Source organism: Paracoccus methylovorus (assembly GCF_016919705.1).
Taxonomy (GTDB): domain Bacteria; phylum Pseudomonadota; class Alphaproteobacteria; order Rhodobacterales; family Rhodobacteraceae; genus Paracoccus; species Paracoccus methylovorus.
In genome coordinates this window covers 629,636-647,802 of the sequence record NZ_CP070368.1, presented here as the reverse complement: position 1 = coordinate 647,802, position 18,167 = coordinate 629,636, and the positions used below count along the sequence as shown (strand labels likewise).

General features: G+C 63.3%; 18 protein-coding genes. 7 read left to right on the top strand and 11 right to left on the bottom strand.

The annotated features are described in order from the left end of the window. Positions 1-5: 5 nt before the first annotated feature. Positions 6-1,310: a pyruvate dehydrogenase complex dihydrolipoamide acetyltransferase gene (locus JWJ88_RS03220; protein ID WP_205294675.1), complete on the top strand. Its 1,305-nt coding sequence runs from the start codon at positions 6-8 to the stop codon at positions 1,308-1,310. Positions 1,311-1,413: 103 nt separating this feature from the next. On the opposite strand, the gene JWJ88_RS03215 is transcribed toward JWJ88_RS03220, so the two are convergent. The 3 genes from JWJ88_RS03215 to JWJ88_RS03205 form a co-directional block, all read right to left on the bottom strand. Then, positions 1,414-4,482 (bottom strand): efflux RND transporter permease subunit, encoded by a 3,069-nt coding sequence (locus JWJ88_RS03215; RefSeq protein WP_205294674.1) that lies wholly within the window; start codon positions 4,480-4,482, stop codon positions 1,414-1,416. Beyond that, a complete protein-coding gene (locus tag JWJ88_RS03210) occupies positions 4,479-5,645 on the bottom strand; it encodes an efflux RND transporter periplasmic adaptor subunit (protein WP_205294673.1) in 1,167 nt (388 codons plus the stop codon). The genes JWJ88_RS03215 and JWJ88_RS03210 overlap by 4 nt, the downstream gene beginning before the upstream one ends. A 69-nt stretch (positions 5,646-5,714) precedes the next feature. Then, complete coding sequence (locus JWJ88_RS03205; RefSeq protein ID WP_205294672.1) at positions 5,715-6,497, bottom strand: division plane positioning ATPase MipZ; 783 nt, start codon at positions 6,495-6,497, stop codon at positions 5,715-5,717. Positions 6,498-6,765: 268 nt separating this feature from the next. Here JWJ88_RS03205 and JWJ88_RS03200 point away from each other — a divergent pair, with 268 nt between their 5' ends. Both JWJ88_RS03200 and JWJ88_RS03195 read left to right on the top strand, forming a co-directional pair. Next, positions 6,766-6,996, top strand: a complete 231-nt coding sequence (locus JWJ88_RS03200; protein WP_205294671.1) for a hypothetical protein — start codon at positions 6,766-6,768, stop codon at positions 6,994-6,996. After that, positions 6,993-7,199: a hypothetical protein gene (locus JWJ88_RS03195; protein WP_205294670.1), complete on the top strand. Its 207-nt coding sequence runs from the start codon at positions 6,993-6,995 to the stop codon at positions 7,197-7,199. Before JWJ88_RS03200 ends, JWJ88_RS03195 begins: the two co-directional genes overlap by 4 nt. A 96-nt stretch (positions 7,200-7,295) precedes the next feature. On the opposite strand, the gene rpmE is transcribed toward JWJ88_RS03195, so the two are convergent. The 7 genes from rpmE to ffh form a co-directional block, all read right to left on the bottom strand. Further along, a complete protein-coding gene (rpmE, locus tag JWJ88_RS03190) occupies positions 7,296-7,517 on the bottom strand; it encodes a 50S ribosomal protein L31 (RefSeq protein ID WP_205294669.1) in 222 nt (73 codons plus the stop codon). A gap of 11 nt (positions 7,518-7,528) precedes the next feature. After that, positions 7,529-7,909: a 50S ribosomal protein L19 gene (gene rplS / locus JWJ88_RS03185; protein WP_205294668.1), complete on the bottom strand. Its 381-nt coding sequence runs from the start codon at positions 7,907-7,909 to the stop codon at positions 7,529-7,531. Next, positions 7,906-8,793, bottom strand: coding sequence for a tRNA (guanosine(37)-N1)-methyltransferase TrmD (gene trmD / locus JWJ88_RS03180; RefSeq protein ID WP_205294667.1), 888 nt, complete (start codon positions 8,791-8,793; stop codon positions 7,906-7,908). Before trmD ends, rplS begins: the two co-directional genes overlap by 4 nt. Beyond that, the gene (gene rimM / locus JWJ88_RS03175; protein ID WP_205294666.1) at positions 8,790-9,293 is read right to left on the bottom strand and encodes a ribosome maturation factor RimM; all 504 of its coding nucleotides are present in this window, start codon (positions 9,291-9,293) and stop codon (positions 8,790-8,792) included. The genes trmD and rimM overlap by 4 nt, the downstream gene beginning before the upstream one ends. Continuing rightward, the gene (rpsP, locus tag JWJ88_RS03170; RefSeq protein ID WP_205294665.1) at positions 9,293-9,667 is read right to left on the bottom strand and encodes a 30S ribosomal protein S16; all 375 of its coding nucleotides are present in this window, start codon (positions 9,665-9,667) and stop codon (positions 9,293-9,295) included. Before rpsP ends, rimM begins: the two co-directional genes overlap by 1 nt. Positions 9,668-9,713: 46 nt before the next feature. Further along, a complete protein-coding gene (locus tag JWJ88_RS03165; protein WP_205294664.1) occupies positions 9,714-10,010 on the bottom strand; it encodes a chorismate mutase in 297 nt (98 codons plus the stop codon). A gap of 114 nt (positions 10,011-10,124) precedes the next feature. Continuing rightward, positions 10,125-11,621, bottom strand: coding sequence for a signal recognition particle protein (gene ffh / locus JWJ88_RS03160; RefSeq protein ID WP_205294663.1), 1,497 nt, complete (start codon positions 11,619-11,621; stop codon positions 10,125-10,127). 244 nt (positions 11,622-11,865) lie between these two features. On the opposite strand from ffh, the gene JWJ88_RS03155 reads away from it, so the two are divergent. Further along, complete coding sequence (locus JWJ88_RS03155) at positions 11,866-12,435, top strand: peroxidase-related enzyme (protein WP_205294662.1); 570 nt, start codon at positions 11,866-11,868, stop codon at positions 12,433-12,435. Next, on the top strand, positions 12,435-13,340 hold the full coding sequence (locus JWJ88_RS03150) for a DMT family transporter (protein WP_205294661.1): 906 nt from the start codon (positions 12,435-12,437) through the stop codon (positions 13,338-13,340). The genes JWJ88_RS03155 and JWJ88_RS03150 overlap by 1 nt, the downstream gene beginning before the upstream one ends. Positions 13,341-13,442: 102 nt before the next feature. Here JWJ88_RS03150 and JWJ88_RS03145 read toward each other — a convergent pair whose 3' ends face one another. Further along, complete coding sequence (locus tag JWJ88_RS03145; RefSeq protein WP_205294660.1) at positions 13,443-15,401, bottom strand: protein meaA; 1,959 nt, start codon at positions 15,399-15,401, stop codon at positions 13,443-13,445. A gap of 241 nt (positions 15,402-15,642) precedes the next feature. Between JWJ88_RS03145 and JWJ88_RS03140 the strand changes: the two genes are divergently transcribed. Together JWJ88_RS03140 and ccrA are read left to right on the top strand one after the other, a co-directional pair. Continuing rightward, positions 15,643-16,512, top strand: a complete 870-nt coding sequence (locus JWJ88_RS03140) for an alpha/beta hydrolase (protein WP_205294659.1) — start codon at positions 15,643-15,645, stop codon at positions 16,510-16,512. Between the two features lie 195 nt (positions 16,513-16,707). Next, the gene (gene ccrA / locus JWJ88_RS03135; RefSeq protein WP_205294658.1) at positions 16,708-17,997 is read left to right on the top strand and encodes a crotonyl-CoA carboxylase/reductase; all 1,290 of its coding nucleotides are present in this window, start codon (positions 16,708-16,710) and stop codon (positions 17,995-17,997) included. The last annotated feature ends 170 nt before the right edge of the window (positions 17,998-18,167 follow it).

Below are 18,167 nucleotides of genomic sequence, written 5' to 3'. Positions count from 1 at the left end.
AAAAGATGCCGACTGAAATCCTGATGCCCGCCCTGTCGCCGACCATGGAGGAAGGCACGCTGGCCAAATGGCTGGTGAAAGAGGGCGACGAGGTCAAATCCGGCGACATCATCGCCGAGATCGAGACCGACAAGGCCACGATGGAGTTCGAGGCCGTCGACGAAGGCAAGATGGGCAAGATCCTGGTCCCCGAGGGCACGGCCGGGGTCAAGGTGAACACCGCCATTGCCGTCCTGCTGGAAGAAGGCGAAACCGCCGACGACATCGGCGCACCCGCCGCGCCCAAGTCCGAAGCAAAGGCCGATACGCCGAAAGCCGAGGCCGCCCCATCCCCTGCAGCCACCGCACCTGCCCCGGCAGCGGCGAAATCGGCCGAAGGCGGGCGCATCTTTGCCTCGCCGCTCGCCCGTCGCATTGCCGCGGAAAAGGGCATCGACCTTGCCGCAGTCAATGGCTCCGGCCCGCATGGCCGCATCGTGAAAGCGGACATCGAGGGCGCGAAGCCCGGCGCGGCGAAACCCGCCGCCGCTGCCGATACGCCGAAAGCTACCCCTGCCCCGGCAGCAGCTTCCGCGCCAACGGGCCCTTCGGCGGAAACCATCCTCAAGATGTATGCGGATCGCGAAACCGAAGAGGTCGCACTGGACGGTATGCGCCGGACCATCGCAGCACGGCTCAGCGAGGCCAAGCAGACCATCCCGCATTTCTATCTGCGCCGATCCGCCAAGCTGGACGAGCTGATGAAGTTCCGGGCCATGCTGAACAAGCAGCTTGAATCGCGCGGCGTGAAACTGTCGGTCAACGACTTCATCATCAAGGCATGTGCGCTGGCCCTGCAAGAGGTGCCAGATGCCAATGCCGTCTGGGCCGGCGACCGCATTCTCAAGCTGAAACCTTCGGATGTGGCCGTCGCCGTGGCAATCGAAGGCGGGTTGTTTACCCCGGTGCTCAAGGACGCGCAGCAAAAGACCCTGTCAGCACTCTCGGCCGAGATGAAGGATTTGGCCAAGCGCGCCAAGACCAAAAAACTGGCACCCCATGAGTATCAGGGCGGCAGCTTCGCCATCTCGAACCTTGGCATGTTCGGAATCGAAAACTTCGACGCCGTCATCAATCCTCCGCATGGCGCCATCCTTGCCGTCGGCGCCGGCATCCAGACCCCGGTGGTCGAGAATGGCGAGGTGGTGATCCGCAACGTCATGTCGATGACGCTTTCGGTCGATCATCGCGTGATCGACGGCGCGCTGGGGGCCCAATTGCTGGAGGCCATCGTCAGGCACTTGGAAAGCCCGATGGGCATGCTGGCCTGAGCCCAGCACCATGACTGACAAAGGGGGCCCTCACCGGCCCCCTTTTTCTTTCGTGCCCAAATATCCCGCGGGGGTCCGGGGGCGCGAAGCCCCCGGTTCAACATCATTCACCCGGCACTTCACGAGGCGAATTCAGCCCGATCCAGCGCTTCAGCCAGCGCGCCACCCGCACCTGCCCACCATAGATGGTTGAAAACAACGAAGGCACGAACAACAGCGACAGCAGCGTGGACAACAGCAGCCCGCCGATCACCGCGATGGCCATGGGGGAACTGAACTCGGCCCCCTCGCCCGTCCCGATGGCCGAAGGCACCATACCCGCGGTCATGGCGATGGTCGTCATCACGATGGGTCGGGCGCGCTTGTGGACGGCATCCAGGATCGCCTCGCGCTTCTCGATCCCCCGGTCTATCGCGCTGACGGCGAATTCCACCAGCATGATGGCGTTCTTGGTCACGATCCCCATCAGCATCAGGAAACCGATCACCACCGCCATGCTGATGGAATTGCCTGTCATGAACAGCGCCAGAATGGCGCCCCCAATGGCCAGCGGCAGCGACATCAGGATAGAGATCGGCGTGACGAAGTTGTGAAACAGCAGCACCAGCACGACATAGGTCAAAAGCACGCCCGAGATCATCGCCACGGTAAACGCCTCAAACACCTCGCCCATGATCTCGGCATCGCCCGAGGGCTGGATCTCGGTTCCGGGCGGCAGTTCGACCTGGGCTTGCAAGGCCGTGACCTGCGCATTGACCGGCCCCAGAAGCGCGCCTCCGGCCAGGTTGGCGGAAACCGTGGTGCGATAGCGCCGGTCATAGCGCCCGATCTCGATCGCTCCGGCCGAGATCGACACATCGGACACAACCTCCAGCGGCACCTGCCCGGCCGAACTGGGCACTCGCAGGTTGCGCACGGTCATCAGGTCGCGCCGGGCGGATTCGTTCAGCCGCACCATGATCGGGATCTGCTTGTCGCCGGTGTTGAACTTGGCCAGGTTCGATTCCGTATCGCCCAGCGTCGCCACGCGCAGGGTCGTGGCCAGCGCGCTGGCGGTCACGCCAAGCTGGGCCGCGACCTCGGGTCGGGGACGGATCTGGATCTCTGGCCGTTGCAGGCTGGCCGTCGAACTGACCCCTTCAAGCGTGGGCAAGGTCTTCATCGCCGCCATCAACCGCTCGGCCGCATCAGCCGCTGCCTTCTCGCTGTCGCCCAGAACCGAAATCGACAGGTCGGCGTTACCCTCTTCGTTCTGGAAATTGATCCGCATGTCGGGGATCTGCGACAGATCGCCCTTCAATTCGTCCTCAATGACAAAGCTGGATCGCTCACGCTCTTCCTTGGGGCCGTAATTGACCATGAGCTTGGCTTTGGCCACGTCATCCTCGCCGCCGTTGACGAAGACCGAGCGCACCTCGGGCACCTCGCCGATGCGTTGCGAGATCATCCGCGCCGCCCCTTCGGTTTCCGAGACTGTCGCGCCGGGCGGCAGTTCAATGCTGATCTGGCTGCGGCCAACGTCCTGCGCGGGAATGAATTCGGTCGGCAGCAAGGTCGCCGAATAGATCGAAACGGCAAACACCCCCACCCCCGCCAGCAGCGTCAACCCGCGATGGCGCAGGGTCCAACGCAGCACCGCCATCAGCAGCCGCAGGATCGGGCCGTCGCGCTCTTCGGGCAGATGGGTATTGTCGCGCAGGAAATACGCCGCCAGCATGGGCGTGATAAGCCGCGCCACCAAAAGCGAGAACAGCACAGAAACCGCGACCGTCAGGCCGAACTGCTTGAAATACTGCCCCGGAATTCCGCCCATGAAGCTGACCGGGGCAAAGACCGCGACGATAGAAAAGCTGATGGCGATGACGGTCAGGCCGATCTCGTTCGCGGCTTCCATGCTGGCCTCATAGGCCGGCACGCCCATGTTGATATGTCGGACGATGTTTTCGATCTCGACGATGGCGTCGTCCACAAGGATGCCGGTCACCAGCGTGATGGCCAAAAGGCTGATGCCGTTCAGCGTAAAACCCAGCCAGTGCATCACGAAGAACGTCGGGATGATCGAAAGCGGCAGCGCGACGGCGGCGATCAGCGTGGCGCGCCAGTTGCGCAGGAACAGAAACACCACAGCCACGGCCAGCGCCGCGCCCTCGTAAAGCGTCTCCATGGTCGAATGATAACTGCCCGAGGTATAGGTCGTCGCATCGTCGATCAGGGTGATCTGCATCCCCGGATTGCGCTGCTCGATCTCGGCGATGCGGGCTTTGGTGCCGTCGCCCGCCACCAGATCGGATTCGCCGCTGGCGCGAAAGACGCCAAAGGCCACCACGGGCTGGCCATCCAGCAGGGCGAACTTGCGTTCCTCGCTGGCGCCATCAGTGACGCTGCCAAGCTGGTCCAGCCGCACGGTGCGTCCGCCCGCCTGACCGCCGCCGATCAGGATCGGCGTCGCTGCCAGCCGGGCCACGTCGCCCGCCGACCCAAGGGTGCGGATGGAATATTCGCGGCCCGCCATATCACCGCGCCCGCCACCCATGTCGATGTTCTTGGCGCGCAACTGGTCCGAAATCTCGGCCGCCGTCAGCCCAAAGGCCTGAATTCGGGCCGGGTCCAGTTCGACGTTGATCTGGCGGTCGGCCCCGCCGATACGAGTAATACTGGCTACACCGGGCACGGTGGACAGATCGCGCGCCACCACGTCATCGACGAAATCCGACAGTTCCTCGATATTCATGCCGGGATTGCTGACGGCATAGGTCAGAATCGCCATGCCGCTAATGTCGATACGATGGATCAGCGGCTCGACGATGGATTCGGGCAGGTCGGCACGGACATTGGCCACCGCGTCCTTCACGTCGTTCACGGCGCGGTCGGTATCGGTCTCCAGTTCGAATTCGACATAGATGCGCGCCGAACTGTCCGTCGCAGCCGAGGTGATGTGCCGGACGCCGGTAATCGAGGCAATGGAATCCTCGATTGGCTGGATCACCTGCCGCGTAAGTTCCGAGGGCGCCGCACCGGGCTGGCTGACCACGACGCTGACCAGCGGCAGGTCGATATTGGGCATGGCCGTCACGGCCAAGCGGCTGAAGCTGTAAAGCCCCATCAGCATCAGCACGAGAAAGATCGCGATTGGCGGCACCGGATGGCGGATGGACAAGGCCGAGAAGTTCATGGCGCCGCCCGCACCTGATCGCCGCTGCGGAAAAACGCGCCGGCACGTGCCAGAACGGTTTCGCCCGCCGCAATGCCTTCGACGATCTCGCGCCGGCCCTGCCAGACCAGTCCAGCCCGGACCTCGCGCGTTTCGATCTGGCCGTCCCTGACCACCTGCACCCGTTCACCCGAGGCATCGGCCAGAACGGCCGAGCTGGGCACCGTCACAGCCTCGCGCCGGTCGGTGATGATCCAGCCACTGGCAAAAAGCCCGGGGCGCAACCGGGGGTCAGGTTCCAGCGTGATCCGCGCCGGGCCAAGCCGCGTCAGCGGATCGACGGCGGCGGGGGCCAGCCGCAGCTTTCCCTCGACACGCCCCAGACCCGCGACCTCTATCTCGGCCGGGTCACCGGACTTCAACTGGCTCAGCGCGGTTTCGATCACATCGGCCTCAAGCTCCACCTCGCCACCGGCGATCAGGGTAAACAAGGGCTCGCCGGCCCCGCCAGAGATCGCACCCTGCCGGATGGTGCGCGCCACGACCAATCCGTCAACCGGGGCGACGACAGTGGCATGGTTCAGGTTCAGCCGCGCGATGCTGCGCGCCGCCGAAGCCAACGCCAGCGCCGCCCGCGCCACCCCCAACCCGTCCGAGGCCGAAGCCGCAGCCGCCCGCGCCGAAGCCTCGGCCGCGATGGCCTGATCCAGCACCGCCTGACTGGCATTGCCGCTTTGGCGCAGGCTGCGCGTCCGCTCCAGCGCCGAGACTGATTGGGTCAAAGTGGCTTCGGCGCTGGCAATCTGGCTTTCGGCCTGACTGACCCCGGCCTCGGCGCGCTGATATTCGGCCTCGGCCTGTGCAAGCTGCGCCGAGAGCACCTCGTCGGACAGCCGCGCCAGAACCTGACCCGCCTTGACGTGATCGCCCACCTCGGCCTCGATGCCGGTGATTTCATGCCCCGAGACGAGGGCGTGGACCTGCACCTCTTGTTTCGCCACCAGCGAGCCGGACACCGGCACCCGTGCCTCGATCCAGCTAAGCTCGGCGGTGGCGAGCGTGACCACGGGCAGTTCTGATTGCTCGACCGCGCCCGCCGTTTCGGCAATAGCCGCCACGACCGGCCCCAAGGACAGGGTCAGGGCCAGCATCGCGATCCGGGTGATCCGGCAGTTTGCCGTCATCGTCCCCTCCAAACCAATCTGCGGCGCAACATAGTCGCGCCGGGCGTCGGCAACAATGGCGGCTGAGGATCAGAACGAAATGCTGACGCCAGGCAAGTTCAACTCGCCAATCAGGTCCCGCAGTTCCTGCCGGGCAGCGATGTTGGACATGTTGAGCTGTTCCGTGCCGATATCCTTGAGATCCAGCAGCGTCAATCCGCGCGGGAAAAGCTCACGGAAGATCACCCGCTCGGAAAATCCGGGTGCGACCCGAAAACCGATGCGCTTGGACAGGTTGCTCAGCGCGCCACCGACCTTGCGCTTGTTATGCATCGCCTGCGTGCCAAGCCGGTTGCGCAGCACCAGCCAGTCGATCGGCCCCGCCCCCGCCTCGCCACGCAACTGCCGTGCGGACCAGACCATCTCGGCATAGATCGAAGGGCCCAGTATCTTTCCCTCGGGCGACATGCGGGCCAGAAGGTCGAAATCGACGAAACTGTCGTTCATCGGCGTAATCAACGTATCGGCCAGCGTATGTGCCATCTGGCTAAGCCGCGTGTGCGAACCGGGGCAATCCAGCAGAATGAAATCGCACTCCGAATCAAGTGCGGCGACAGCCTGCGACAACGGGTCCAGACCCTCGGGGCTATCGGGTTCCAGATGGCCCAACAGCGGCATGGGCAGGTCCACCCCTTCGCGTTGGGCAAAAGCGGCGCGGTTTTCCAGATAGCGGCCGAAGCTGCGCTGGCGGACATCCAGATCCAGCGCGCCGACCCGATGGCCCATGCGGGCCAGCGCGGTCGCAACATGCATCGAGGTCGTGGACTTGCCCGAACCGCCCTTTTCGTTCCCGACGACGATGATATGCGCCACGAATCCCCCTGTGATGCCGGCCCGCGTCGCGCCGGACCATAGGCTGCAGCCGGGGCGATGAAAAGCGCCCAGACCAGCCGAATCGTAGCGGTCGTTACCTTTTCCCGCACCAAATTGCCCAGACGCGGCTGTCGCTCAACCGTTTGTTCTGCCTTCATTCTTTTAACACGACAAACCCGGGCGACATTTATCTTGCAAAACACGATCAGCTATGTCGTTATATATCTTGTCAGACCACCGGCAGATCAGCCAAGGGAAGGAGCCAGAGATGAACGTGCTGAACCATCGCGCATTGCGGGCCTTCATGCCCGTCCCACCCCGCTATGCTGTCGACCTGATCGACCGGCGCACGGGCAAGCCGCATCGCATTTCGGATATTCCGCTGCGGCTGATCACCTGCGAACCCTACGAAACCGTCCAGGAACTGATGCGCGACCGCGACCCGGCACGCTGGCAGACCGCCGTCCATCGCCTGGACCGGAAAGGAGCGATCCAATGATCCACGCCATTATTCCCAAGCAGAACCGCGGCTATGCGACCATTGCGTTGTCGGCCTATCAAAGTGCCCAAGGCCCGGTATTGCGCGAATTTTGTGACGGCAGGGTAATGATCGACACGGGCCGCAGCCAGTTGACGGGTCGACCGATGAACCAGCCGCCGCAAAAGCCGGCTTGGATGCCGGTTTTTGGTCTGGCTTATTAAGCCGCGGCAGGCGGACCAGCCCGCCGTCCTACCTGCCGCAAAACGAAAAACGCCGCCCTTCGGGGCGGCGTTCGCGTTTCCGGCTGACCTTGGCGATCAGAAGCCGAGGCCGGCGTATTTGTTCTTGAACTTCGACACGCGACCGCCGGTATCCATCAGCTTGGCCGAGCCGCCGGTCCAGGCGGGGTGCGAGTTCGGATCGATATCCAGCGACATGGTGTCGCCTTCCTTGCCCCAGGTCGAGCGCACCTGATAGGTGGTGCCGTCGGTCATCTTGACCTCGATCACGTGGTAGTCGGGATGAATGTCTGCTTTCATGGCGCGTCTCCTCAGGCCTTGGCGTCGGCTTTGGGCTTGTAGTTGCTGACCTCGGCGATACGGGCCGATTTGCCGCGGCGATCACGCAGGTAATACAGCTTGGCGCGGCGGACGCGACCGCGGCGAACCACGGTGATCGAGTCGATGTTGGTCGAATAAAGCGGAAAGACGCGCTCGACACCTTCGCCGAACGAGATCTTGCGCACGGTGAACGACGCACCGATGCTGCCGCCCTTGCGCGAAATAACCACGCCTTCGTACATCTGAACGCGGGCGCGGGTGCCTTCGGTCACTTTGTAACCGACGCGGACGGTGTCGCCAGCCTTGAAGTCCGGAATTTCCTTGCCGAGCGAGGCGATCTGCTCGGCTTCCAGTTGGGCGATCAGGTTCATCGCTTTGGATCCTCTTGATGCTCGCGGTAGTCCCGCGATTGGTCTGATGCGCCCGAGAGCTGTCGGTCCTTTGTCGGGTCCATATGGGCTTGCCCATATGCCCGCCACAGGTCGGGGCGGCGTTCCTTGGTCAGCCTTTCGGCCATGTCGCGCCGCCAACTGGCAATAGCCGCGTGATTGCCGGACAAAAGCACGTCCGGGATCGCGCGGCCTTCCCAAAGGGCGGGCTTCGTATACTGCGGATGTTCAAGCAGACCGTCGGAAAAGGATTCCTCGGCCAGAGAGTCCTGATTCCCCAGCACGCGCGGTATAAGGCGAACCGTCGCGTCGATCAAGACCTGAGCGGCCAGTTCCCCACCCGTCAGGACATAATCGCCTATACTGATCTCTTCGATGTCATGGGCGTCCAGCACGCGCTGGTCCACGCCTTCGAAGCGGCCGCAGATCAGCGTCATGCCCGGACCATTCGCCAACTCGCGCGCCCGCGCCTGTGTAAAGGGCCGGCCGCGCGGCGACAGGTAAATCACCGGCAAGGCGTCTTTCGTCCCGGCACCCGCCTCGCGCAGGGCCGCATCCATCACATCGGCACGGATCACCATGCCCGCACCACCACCCGCGGGCGTGTCGTCCACGTTGCGATGCCTGCCGATGCCAAAGGGGCGCAGGTCGATGCTGCGCAGGTTCCACAGCCCCTCGGATAACGCCCGGCCTGTCAGGGAAAGGCCCAGAACGCCGGGAAAAGCCTTGGGAAAAAGCGTGACGACCTGCGCCGTCCAAGCGTCCTTGACCTGCGGTTCGGCCATCAGGTCACGCGGCTGCGCGCTGGCCCGGATCGACAGGCGGCCATGGGATTTCATGCCCGCACCAACCCCCTCGCCGCTCATTCGCTTTCTTCCGGCGGATCAGCGATAATGCGGCCGGCGGCCAGATCGACCGTGGGCACGAAGGCTCGGGTAAAGGGCAAAAGCAGCGCCTGACTGCGCCCCGGGCCCAGGATTTCCAGAATATCGCCCGCGCCGTGATCATAGATCGCGCGGACCGTGCCAAGCAGCGCCCCGCCGGCATCATAGACCGACAGGCCGATCAGGTCGGCGTGATAGAATTCGTCGTCCGGCAGGGCCGGAAGCTTGTCGCGATCCGCCCAGAGCGTCACGCCCTTCAGCGCCTCGGCCTGTTCGCGCGTCTCGACGCCCGACATCCGGGCGCCGATCCCGCCCGTCACCGGCCGCGTCAGGCGGACGGTGAACGAGCGGCTGCCGTCTTCGGTATAAAGCGGGGAATATGTCGCAATATCTTTCGGTTGCGAGGTAAAGCTTTTCAGCCTCACCTCGCCCCGGACGCCAAAGGCGCCTGCGATCGCGCCGACACAGACCCGCTCTGTCATTATTCCGAAGCGGCTTCTTCGGCCGGAGCGTTGGCCGCGGCTTCACGGGCAGCACGCTTTTCGGCGCGTTCCTTGGCGGCTTTGCCCGGCTCGCCTTTTTTCAGGTTCTTGCGCTCGACTTTCTCTTTCACGCCGGCGGCTTCCAGGAAGCGGGCAACGCGGTCGGTCGGCTGCGCGCCCTGACCCAGCCAGTACTGGGCACGCTCAAGGTTGATCTTGATGCGCTCTTCGGAATCCTTCGGCAGAAGCGGGTTGTAGATGCCCAGCTTCTCGATAAAGCGGCCGTCGCGCGGCATGCGCGAATCCGTGGCCACGATGGCGTAATGGGGGCGTTTCTTCGAGCCACCACGGGCCAGACGGATTTTCATTGCCATTGTGTTTTCTCCTTTGAAATGGCGGATTTATGGCGGGAGGACCCGCCTAGGATTGGAAGGTCTCGTGATGCCGGATAACTTCGGCGATCACGAAGTTCAGGAATTTGCGCGCGAACTCCGGGTCGAGATCGGCCTCGCGCGCGAGGCGTTCCAGCCGCTCGATCTGCTGCGCCTCGCGGGCGGTATCGGACGGAGGAAGGTCGTGTTCGGCTTTCAGACGGCCGACGGATTGGGTGTGCTTGAACCGCTCGGCCAGCGTATAGACCAAAATCGCATCCAGCCGGTCGATGCTGGCCCGATGCTCTTTAAGCAAGGTCGCGGCGCGGGCGGTCGTATCACTCATTCAGGTCTCCGCTGGCTGAAAGACTGGCTGCACGGGGGCTGATGCCGCACCCTTCGTGTGACGGCAGAAGGTATGTCGGCGAACAGGGGGCATGTCGGAGAGCAAGGTCACGACTTACTTCTTCCCGAACAGACCCGAAAGCCCGCCGGGCAGGTTCATCCCGCCAAGCTGGCCGCCCAGCCCCTTGGGGTCCTGCAGCATCTTGGTCGCCTCGGCCATTTTTTCCGGATCGACATTGGCCATATCGGGCAGCCCGCCGCCTTTGCCGGTCATGGCGCGCATGGCTTGCTTGAGCATCCCGCCCTTACCCATCTTGCCAAGTTTCTTCATCGTGTCGGCCATCTGCTTTTGCATCTTCAGCAGCTTGTTCAGCTCGGACACTTCCATCCCCGCGCCGGCCGCGATGCGTTTCTTGCGGCTGGCCTGCAGCAGATCGGGATTGGCACGTTCCTTCTTGGTCATCGAGTTGATGAGCGCGATCTGACGCTTGATCGCCTTGTCGTCAAAGCCGGCGGCTTCGGCCTGCTTGGCCATCTTGCCCATGCCCGGCATCATGCCCATGATCGACTGCATGCCGCCCATCTTGAGCATCTGCTCAAGCTGGTTGCGAAGGTCGTTCATGTTGAACATGCCCTTCTGAAAGCGCTTCATCATGCGCTCGGCCTGCTCGACCTCCAGCACTTCCTGCGCTTTCTCGACAAGGGCGACGATATCGCCCATGCCGAGGATGCGGCCCGCGACGCGGCTGGCGTCAAAGACCTCGATCGCATCCATCTTTTCGCCGACACCGACAAAGCGGATCGGCTTGCCGGTCACCGCGCGCATCGACAGCGCCGCGCCGCCGCGGCCGTCGCCGTCCATCCGGGTCAGCACCACGCCGCTGACACCGACCTTTTCGTCGAACTCGCTGGCGACGTTCACTGCGTCCTGGCCGGTCAGCCCGTCCACGACCAGCAGCGTCTCGCGCGGGTTGGCCACGTCGCGGACCGCCTGCACCTCGTCCATCAGCACTTCGTCGATATGCAACCGTCCGGCGGTGTCGAGCATATAGACGTCATAGCCGCCCAGCGTCGCCTGCTGCTTGGCACGCTTGGCGATCTGCACCGCATTCTCGCCCGGCACGATGGGCAGGGTATCGACGCCGACCTGCTGACCCAGAATCGCCAACTGCTCCATGGCGGCCGGGCGGTTGGTATCCAGCGACGCCATCAGCACGCGCTTCTTCTCGCGGTCCTTCAGGCGTTTTGCCAGCTTGGCGGTAGTGGTGGTCTTGCCCGAACCCTGAAGGCCGACCATCAGGATCGGTGCCGGGGGGTTGTCGATGCGCAACTGGTCGGGCGCGCCCTCGCCTTGCAGGACCTTGATCAGCTCGTCATGGACGATCTTCACGACCTGCTGGCCGGGGGTGATCGACTTGGTGACGGCGCTTCCGGTCGCTTTCTGCGTCACCGCCTTGACGAAGTTGCGGGCGACAGACAGCGAAACGTCAGCCTCCAGCAAGGCGACGCGCACCTCGCGCATGGCGGCGGTGACATCGTCTTCGGTCAGAGCGCCCTGCTTGGTCAGCCGGTCGAATACGCCGCCAAGGCGGTCGGACAGGTTTTCAAACATCGGCGGCCCTCCGTAGGTCGTTGCCGTGATCCGGGTTCGCGCCCCGCAAGCGGGACATAGTAAACAGTAATGCCCCCGTGGGCGCAACGCGCTGACGGGGGGCGATCCCCGGCAAAGCGGGGACCGGAAGGGCAGACCTTCCGGGAATCTGGCTGTGGATAAGGCGGAAGGCCGTCCAAGTCAAGCCACAGCCGGTTGACCCTGCCGGGGCTTTCGGGAAACCTCGCGCCCGGAGGACAAGACCATGACCCATCCCATCAGCCGTTTCCCGGTTCCTTCCCTGGACGAAATGCCCCAGGATATTGCCCAGCGTATCCGCAAGGTGGCCGAGAAATCGGGCTTCATCCCGAACGTGTTCCTGGCGCTGGCGCATCGCCCGGACGAGTTCCGCGCATTCTTCGCCTATCACGACGCCCTGATGGAGCGCGAGGGCGGATTGACCAAAGCCGAGCGAGAGTTGATCGTCGTCGCCACATCGGGGCTGAACCAGTGCCAGTATTGCGTGGTGGCGCATGGTGCGATCCTGCGTATCCGAACGAAGAGCGCCTTGATCGCAGATCAGGTGGCGGTGAACTGGCGCAAGGCAGACCTCACCACGCGCGAACGCGCCATGCTGACCTATGCCGAAAAGGTGGCGCTGAATGCGCAACACATCGGCGACGCGGACGATCAGGCGCTGCGCGAGGCGGGCTTCACCCAAGATGAGATCTGGGACATCGGCGCCATCGCAGCCTTCTTCGGCATGTCGAACCGGCTGGTCAATGCCGGCGATATCCGGCCAAACGACGAATTCTACATGCTGGGCCGAAATTGATGGCCGAGATTTCTGCCATGCCGGAACTGCGCCGCAACGCCCTGCAAGGCCATGCGGCCATGCTGCTGTTCTCGGCGGCGATTGCAGGGTCGTTTTCGCTGGGCGCACGGGCGGCGAACCTGATCGACCCGGCGGCGATCTCGGCCGCGCGCTTTGCTATCGCCGCGGGTGTGGTGGGCGGCGTAGCCATGGCCGGACCCGGCATCCCCCGCGACGCCTTCCGTGCGCCTTGGCGCTATCTTCTGCTCGGGGGGCTTTTCGCCGCTTATTTCGTGCTGATGTTCGAGGGGTTGAAAACCGCCCTTCCCGTTTCGGCCGCAGCGGTGTTCACGCTGACACCGCTGATGTCGGCGGGCTTTGGCTGGCTTTTGATGCGACAGCGCCTGACCCTGCGCATCGCGGGGGCGTTGGGCTTGGGCGCGGCGGGTTCACTCTGGGTGATCTTTCGCGGCGATCTTGCCGCACTGATGCGGCTGGAATTCGGGCGAGGCGAGGCCATCTATCTGATCGGCTGTGCGGCCCACGCGCTCTATACTCCCTTGGTGCGCAAGGTGAACCGGGGCGAGACCCCGATCGTCTCGACCTTCGCCACGCTCTGCGCGGGCGGGCTGATCCTGCTCATCTGGGGCTGGCAGGCGATTCTGCAGACGGATTGGGCGCATCTGCCCGCCATCGTCTGGATAACACTGCTTTATGTAGCGATCTTCGCCAGCGCGCTGACGACTGCACTGGTGCAATTCGCAACCATGCGCCTGCCTTCGTCCAAGGTCATGGCCTATACCTATCTGACCCCCGCCTGGGTCATCCTGCTGGAAGCCACATTGACCCAAGGCGCACCACCGCTCGCTGTGTTGCCGGGGGTGCTGGCCACCATCGCCGCACTTCTTCTGCTGCTTCGGGACTGATCGCACGGTCGCAATGGGTATTTGTACAACAGAGAAGTTGTGAGAGTCGTTCCCGCATCTTCTCTGTTGTACAAATACCCATATGACGACCTGACCACCGGATCAGGCGGCTGCCTCGGCGGGCTCTACCAGTGCCACAATGTCCATCATGATGCGGTTGAGTTCGAAATCCTTGGGGGTATAGACTCGCGCCACACCCATTCTCAGCAGCTTTGCCGCATCCTCATCGGGAATGATGCCGCCGACTACAACCGGCACATACGTCAAGCCGGCGGTGCGCATACGCTCGATCAGGTCCTCGATCAGCGGCAGGTGGCTGCCAGACAGGATGGACAGACCGACGACATGGGCATTGTCCTCAAGGGCGCGGGTGACGATCTGCTCGGGCGTCAGGCGGATGCCTTCATAGGTGATATCCATGCCGCAGTCACGGGCACGAAAGGCAATCTGCTCGGCGCCGTTGGAATGTCCATCAAGCCCCGGCTTGCCCACCAGGAATTTCAGTCGGCGACCAAGGCGGCGGCTGACGGCATCCACCGCCTCGCGGATCGGTTCCAGACCCTCGGTCCGGTTGGAGGGGCTGGCGGAAACGCCGGTCGGTCCACGATATTCACCGTAAACCTCGCGCATCACCGCTGCCCATTCGCCGGTCGTGGCGCCCGCTTTGGCCGCTGCGACAGAGGGCGGCATCACATTTTGCCCCCTCTGCGCGGCATCGCGCAGCGCGGCGAGGGCGGCCTCGACGGCCGTCTCGTCGCGAGCTTCGCGCCACATGCTCAGCCGCGAGATCTGGTCCTGCTCGACCGCCGGATCGACGACCATGATCCCGCCGTCCCCGGCGGTCAGCGGCGACGGTTCGCCCTGCTGCCAACGGTTGACGCCGACGACCACCGTCTCGTTCGCCTCGATGCGATTCAACCGTTCGGCATTCGATTCGACCAGGCGCGACTTCATGTATTCGATGGCGGCGATGGCGCCGCCCATCTCGTCCAGCGTCGCCAGCTCTGCACGGGCCCCGGATTTCAACTCCTCGACTTTGGCGGCGATGGCGGGGTTGCCGTCGAAGAGATCCCCATATTCCAGTAGGTCCGTCTCATAGGCGACGATCTGCTGCATGCGCAGCGACCATTGCTGATCCCAAGGTCGCGGCAGGCCCAGCGCCTCGTTCCACGCCGGAAGCTGCACGGCCCGGGCGCGGGCGTTCTTGGACAGCACGACCGCCAGCATCTCAAGAAGAATGCGGTAGACGTTGTTTTCAGGCTGCTGCTCGGTCAGGCCAAGGCTGTTGACCTGCACACCATAGCGGAAACGGCGGTATTTCTCTTCCTCGATGCCGTAGCGCTCGCGGCAAATCTCGTCCCAAAGCTCGGTGAAGGCGCGCATCTTGCACAGCTCGGTGACAAAGCGGATGCCTGCGTTCACGAAAAAGGAAATGCGACCCACCATGGCCGGGAAATCCGCCGGTTCAATCTTGGCCTTCAGATCGTCGAGCACCGCGATGCCGGTCGCCAGCGCATAGGCCAGCTCTTGCTCTGGTGTCGCGCCCGCCTCTTGCAGGTGATAGGAACAGACGTTCATCGGGTTCCATTTCGGCAGGTGCTTTGCCGTATAAGCCGCGACGTCGGTAATCATCTTCAGCGAGGGCTTGGGCGGGCAAATATAGGTGCCGCGCGACAGATATTCCTTGATGATATCGTTTTGCACTGTGCCCTGCAGCCTGGTGATATCGGCACCCTGCTCTTCCGCCACGGCGATATAAAGCGACAGCAACCAGGGCGCCGTCGCATTGATCGTCATCGAAGTGTTCATCTGCTCCAGCGGGATCTGGTCGAACAGCATGCGCATGTCGCCCAGATGGCAGATCGGCACACCGACTTTACCGACCTCACCACGGGCCAGCACGTGATCGCTGTCATAACCGGTCTGCGTCGGCAGATCGAAGGCCACCGACAATCCGGTCTGCCCCTTCGCCAAATTCGAGCGATACAGGGCGTTTGATTTCTCGGCGGTCGAATGGCCCGCATAGGTGCGGAAAAGCCAGGGTTTGTCTTTCTCGGCCACGATCTGCCCTCGCAACAATATTACGGCTGCGAAAGAGATATCGCAATAATCCTGCCCGGTCAATTCGCCGCAATGCAGAAGTTTTTTGTGAACCCGAGACCTCCTGCTCATCACCCATGATGCGAAAAGCAGCACAAATCCCGGAAAATCACCGGAACCTGTCTGTTATGCAGGTGCAGCGTTGGCGGGTGGCAGCGGCGATGGTAGCCTGCGGCCACTGACAGGAATGGAGCGTCTGATCATGCTGTCCCGTCGCTCGACCCTTGCGATGCTTGCTGCGCTGGCGGTTCACCCGGTGGCGGCAACGGCGGAATTGCGCGACTTGGCCTATTCGAACGATTCGCCCCGCCACCGGCTGGATATTCACCTGCCAAAGGGCGAGGGCCCTTTCCCCTGGCTTCTGGATCTGCATGGCGGGGGTTTCCGCGGTGGCGACAAGCGGCTTTTGCCGGTGCCACCTCAGTTGTTGCAGGCCGGAATCGCCGTGGTGCGGATGAACTACCGGTTGTCGAATCAGGCGCTTTGGCCGGCGCAGGAACAGGACGTTCTGGCTGCGGCGGACTTCCTGCGCAGGCGTGGCCCAGAATGGCGGCTGGTGCCGGAACGGATGGCGCTGGGGGGACGCTCGGCCGGGGCTTTTCTTGCCGTTTCGGCGGCGCTGACCTTGATCGAGAGGGACCGGCCGCCCCGGGCAGTAGTCGATTTCTACGGCCCGATGGATTTCGGCAGCATGGATGCGGATCTGGCCCGGCTGGGAAGCAAACCTAAAAGGCGGCCCGCCGATTCGCCGGAAAGCGCCGAATCGCTGCTGGTCGGCTATGCCGTGGGCGCGCGTCGGGACGAAGCAACGGCGCTGTCGCCCGTGGGCCGGCTGCGCGGCATGCACCCAGCCACCGCCCTGCCCCCGCTGATGATCCGGCACGGGGCGCAGGATCGCATTGTGCCCCCCGATCAGGCGCAGCACCTGCGAAGGGCATGGCGGGCCATCGACCCGGACGCCGCCATCGACTTCGCCCTGCTGCCCGATGACGGTCATGGCAGCGCGGGTTTCGCCGCCGCAACGATCCGAGAGGCTCTGGCAGCCTTTCTGAAACGGCATCTGTCGGCGTGAGCCCGCATAACAAGGCCTGGATTTCCGCTGCATTGCAGCGCGTTGCAAATTGTGAACGACATATTATTACAAATTCTGCATCTGTAATATTGCAATATTGCGCAAGCGATTTTAAAACCACCCTTGCAACCCGCACTGATTCTGCGCTGCGGCGGGGGCTGGCGGCGCGAGAAAGCGGCAAAAGAGGAATGTGACATGGCCCTGGACCAACCGACCCAGATCGCGCCCTATGACGCGCCGGAAAAGGACCTCTACGAGATCGGCGAGATGCCGCCTCTGGGCTATGTGCCCAAGCAGATGTACGCTTGGGCCATCCGCCGCGAACGCCACGGCGAGCCCGACAAGGCCATGCAGGTCGAAGTCGTCGAAACCCCCAGCATCGACAGCAACGAGGTGTTGGTCCTGGTGATGGCGGCGGGCGTCAACTACAACGGCATCTGGGCCGGCCTTGGCGTGCCGATCAGTCCCTTTGACGGTCACGGCGCGCCCTATCATATCGCCGGCTCGGACGCTTCGGGCATCGTCTGGGCGGTGGGTGACAAGGTCAGGCGCTGGAAGGTCGGCGATCAGGTCGTCATCCACTGCAATCAGGACGATGGCGACGACGAGCACTGTAACGGCGGCGACCCGATGTTTTCGCCCAGCCAGCGCATCTGGGGCTATGAGACGCCGGACGGCAGTTTTGCACAGTTCACCCGGGTTCAGGCGCAGCAGTTGATGCCCCGCCCGCGCCATCTGACGTGGGAGGAATCGGCCTGCTACACCCTGACCCTGGCCACCGCCTATCGCATGCTGTTCGGACATGAGCCGCACGAGCTCAAGCCCGGCATGAACGTGCTGGTCTGGGGCGCCTCGGGCGGGCTTGGCTCTTTCGCGATCCAGCTTATCAACGCTGCAGGGGCCAATGCGGTTGGCGTGATCAGCGATGAGGACAAGCGTGAATTCGTCATGTCGCTGGGCGCCAAAGGCGTCCTCAACCGCAAGGACTTCAAGTGCTGGGGGCAACTGCCCACCGTGAACACCCCCGAATACAAGGAATGGTTCAACGAGGTCCGCAAGTTCGGCAAGGCGATCTGGGACGTCACCGGCAAGGGCAACAACGTCGATATCGTCTTTGAGCACCCCGGCGAGGCGACCTTCCCGGTCAGCACCTTCGTCTGCAAAAAAGGCGGTATGGTGGTGATCTGCGCCGGAACCAGCGGGTTTAACTGCACCTTCGACGTGCGCTATATGTGGATGCACCAAAAGCGCCTGCAAGGCAGCCATTTCGCGCATCTCAAACAGGCCAGCGCCGCAAACCAACTGATGCTGGAGCGCCGCATCGACCCATGCATGTCCGAAGTTTTCCCATGGGCCGAGATCCCGCAGGCGCATCTGAAAATGCTGCGCAACCAGCACAAGCCCGGCAACATGGCGGTGCTGGTGCAGGCGCCGACGACCGGCCTGCGCACATTCGAGGACGCGCTGGAAGCAGGGGTTCGCTGACCCCGCCCGGCGCATAAGAACCGCCCGGCGGAGTGGACGCGTCGGGCGGTTCGATCATGCAGCCTTCGGCTACCCGGGAAAAGCTGCTGCTGCGTCAACAGGCAGAATAAAATCTCGTTAATATTTGAAATTTCTGGATTTATCCCCAAGCTGACGCGACATTTCGTCGA